Raw genomic sequence first — 2,686 nt, forward strand, 5'->3', positions numbered from 1 at the left:
ACCGCAGCCTTGTTTGTTCTTTGAGTCTTTTGAGTTTTTTGGTCTCTCGCGGGTCCTTCAAACCCGGCCGCGACCGTAAAGGCCGCCCCTTCCGAACTCAAGACCTCAAGCCTTTCCGTTCCGGTGAAATCGGGGCGGAAAGGCTCCAGGCCGTTGTTTTGACATGTCTTCTCGAGGCGAATCGGTACCCGCTTCGCTTGTAGACGCTGTCGTCCGCCGCCTCTTGCGCGGAAAACGGAAAACCGCTTGATTTGAGGACAGTTTTCCTGAGTTGCGACGGGCTAGACCTTCCATGGTCGGACAGGCCAAAGCGCAGAGGATGCTGACTCACGACCAGATCTGGGCCGCGCTGGATCGGTTGGCGGCGCGCGCCGGACTGTCGCCCTCGGGCCTTGCCAAGCGTGCCGGGCTCGACCCCACCACCTTCAACAGGTCCAAGCGCGTCACCGCCGACGGCCGCGAGCGCTGGCCCTCGACCGAATCGATCGCGAAGGCGCTGGCCGCGGCCGGCGCCTCGATCGACAGCTTTGCGAAGTTGATCGACGGTGATGGCGCCGGCGACGGCCGCTCGGTCCCGTTGCTCGGCTTCGCGCAGGCCGGGGCGAGCGGCGCTTTCGACGAGGCCGGCCTTCCCTCCGGCAGGAGCTGGACCGAGATCGCGCTTCCCGCCACCGAGGATAGCCACGCCTTTGCGCTGAAGATTTCCGGCAGTGCGCTCGCACCGGTCTATCGCGACGGTGACATCGTACTGGTTTCGCCCGGCGCGCCCCAGCGCAAGGGTGATCGCGTGCTGGTGAGGAGCAAGGCGGGCGAGCTGACGATCGCAACGCTGAAGCGCCGTACCGCAGAGGCGCTGGAGCTGCAGTCGCTCGGTGCATCGCAGTCCGTGCGATCCATTGCGTCGGGCGAAGTGGCGTGGATCGCGCGAATCGTGTGGACGAGCCAGTGATGATGACCCGTGCGGCTTCGTGATCCGCATTTCTGCGGGCCGCATTTCGTCCCGATCTCCATTGCGACTCACCGGCCCTCTCGCATAGGTTCCGGCAGATACTACGGCTTCCGGCTTTATTTTAGGGGAATACGATGAATCGCCGTCACGCATTGAAGGCCCTGGCGGGTCTTGCACTATGTCCGCTCTGCAAGCCGGCCTTCGCCGCCGAAGGCACGCATTGGAGTTATGAGGGCGCCGGCGGTCCGGCCAAGTGGGGCGATCTTGATGCGGCCAACAAGGCCTGCGCGGTCGGCGCGCAACAGTCGCCGATCGACATCGAGGGGTCGATCAAGTCGCAATTGCCTGTTCTCAAACTGAACTGGGGCAGGAGCGCCGACACCATCGTCAACAACGGGCACACGATCCAGCTCAACTTCGCTGAAGGCAGCAGCTTGATGCTCGGCAACGTCAAGTACAAGCTGCTTCAGGTGCACTTCCATCGCCCGAGCGAGCACATGATCGGCGGCAAGAATTTCCCGATGGAGGCGCATTTCGTCCATCGCAACGACGCCGGTGGGCTCGCCGTGGTCGGCGTGCTGATGGCCGAGGGCAGGCCCAACCCGGCGTTCAGCAAGATCGTCAGGACCATGCCCGCGGCGGAAGGCCCCGCGGTGAAGGCCGATGCAGGCATCGATCCGCACGCCCTGCTGCCAACGAAGCTGAGCTACTACCGTTATCCCGGGTCGCTGACGACGCCGCCCTGCTCGGAAGTAGTCGAATGGCTGTTGCTGACCACCCCCATCCAGGTGGCAGCAAGCGATGTCGCCTCGTTCGCAAAGCTCTATCCGATGAACGCGCGCCCGGTTCAGAAGGACAACCGGCGCTACGTGCTGCGCTCGATCTGAGCGGCGTCACTCCGCTGCTTCGCGCCAAGGTAGTCGATGTCATTCCCCGCGAAGGCGGGGAATCCAGTACGCCGCGGCCTTTCGATTCATGACCACTGCCGCGGCGTACTGGATCGCCCGGTCAAAGCCGGGCGATGACAGAGGAAGCGCGCTCACGCGCTCCTTGCCAGCGCGCCGTCGATCATGTTGACCGCGTTCTGCACGCCATACACCGCGACAAAGGAGCCGAAGCGCGGGCCCTTTTCCTGGCCGAGCAGCACCTGGTAGAGCATGTTGAACCAGTCCAGCGTCACGCCGGGGCGGCCGTCCTTGCCCTTCTTGACCTGGTCGAGGAACGGCTCGCGGCGGCCGATCTCGTAGACGACGTTCTGGATGTCCTCGGCCGAGGCGTCCGGCGCGAGCTGCGACAGCGCATCGCGCAGATCCTGGAGTGCCGCGCGTTCTGTGTCGGTGGGCACGCGGAACTGCTTCGTCGGCGCGACGAAGTCGCGATAGTAGTTGATGGCGTAGCCGACCATCGCATCCAGCTTCGGATGCGTTTGTGGGCTCACGCCGGGCCGATAGCGGCCGATGAAGCCCCACAGCGTCTCGGCGTTCTCCGCGTTCGACGACGACACCAGCGTCAAGAGCAACTGGAAGGTGACGGGCATGTCGCCCTTCGGCGGCTTGCCGGTGTGGATGTGCCATACCGGATTGCCGAGCTGCTGCTTGCCGTCCTGCTTGGGAAAGCCGTCGAGGAACTGCTGGTAATCGTCGACGTTGCGCGGGATGACGTCGAAATACAGCCGCTTGGCCGCCTTCGGCTCGCGATACATGAACAGCGACAGCGATTCCGGCGAGGCGTAGCGCA

Annotated in this window: 2 protein-coding genes and 1 pseudogene; 2 read left to right on the plus strand and 1 reads right to left on the minus strand. The window is 64.1% G+C overall.

The features are described 5' to 3' along the window. Nucleotides 1–292: 292 nt before the first annotated feature. A complete protein-coding gene (locus tag JHD07_RS37385; protein ID WP_291631314.1) occupies nt 293–949 on the plus strand; it encodes a helix-turn-helix transcriptional regulator in 657 nt (218 codons plus the stop codon). A 134-nt stretch (nt 950–1,083) separates the two neighbouring features. Continuing rightward, nucleotides 1,084–1,836 carry a carbonic anhydrase gene (locus tag JHD07_RS37390; protein WP_291631316.1) on the plus strand — a complete coding sequence of 251 codons (753 nt, stop codon included), beginning with the start codon at nt 1,084–1,086 and terminating at the stop codon, nt 1,834–1,836. Between the two features lie 152 nt (nt 1,837–1,988). Here the strand turns inward: JHD07_RS37390 and lysK are convergent. Then, nucleotides 1,989–2,686 (minus strand): annotated as a pseudogene (lysK, locus tag JHD07_RS37395) (lysine--tRNA ligase); the annotation flags it as partial.

It is taken from the genome of Bradyrhizobium sp. (genome assembly GCF_016462955.1).
GTDB lineage: Bacteria > Pseudomonadota > Alphaproteobacteria > Rhizobiales > Xanthobacteraceae > Bradyrhizobium.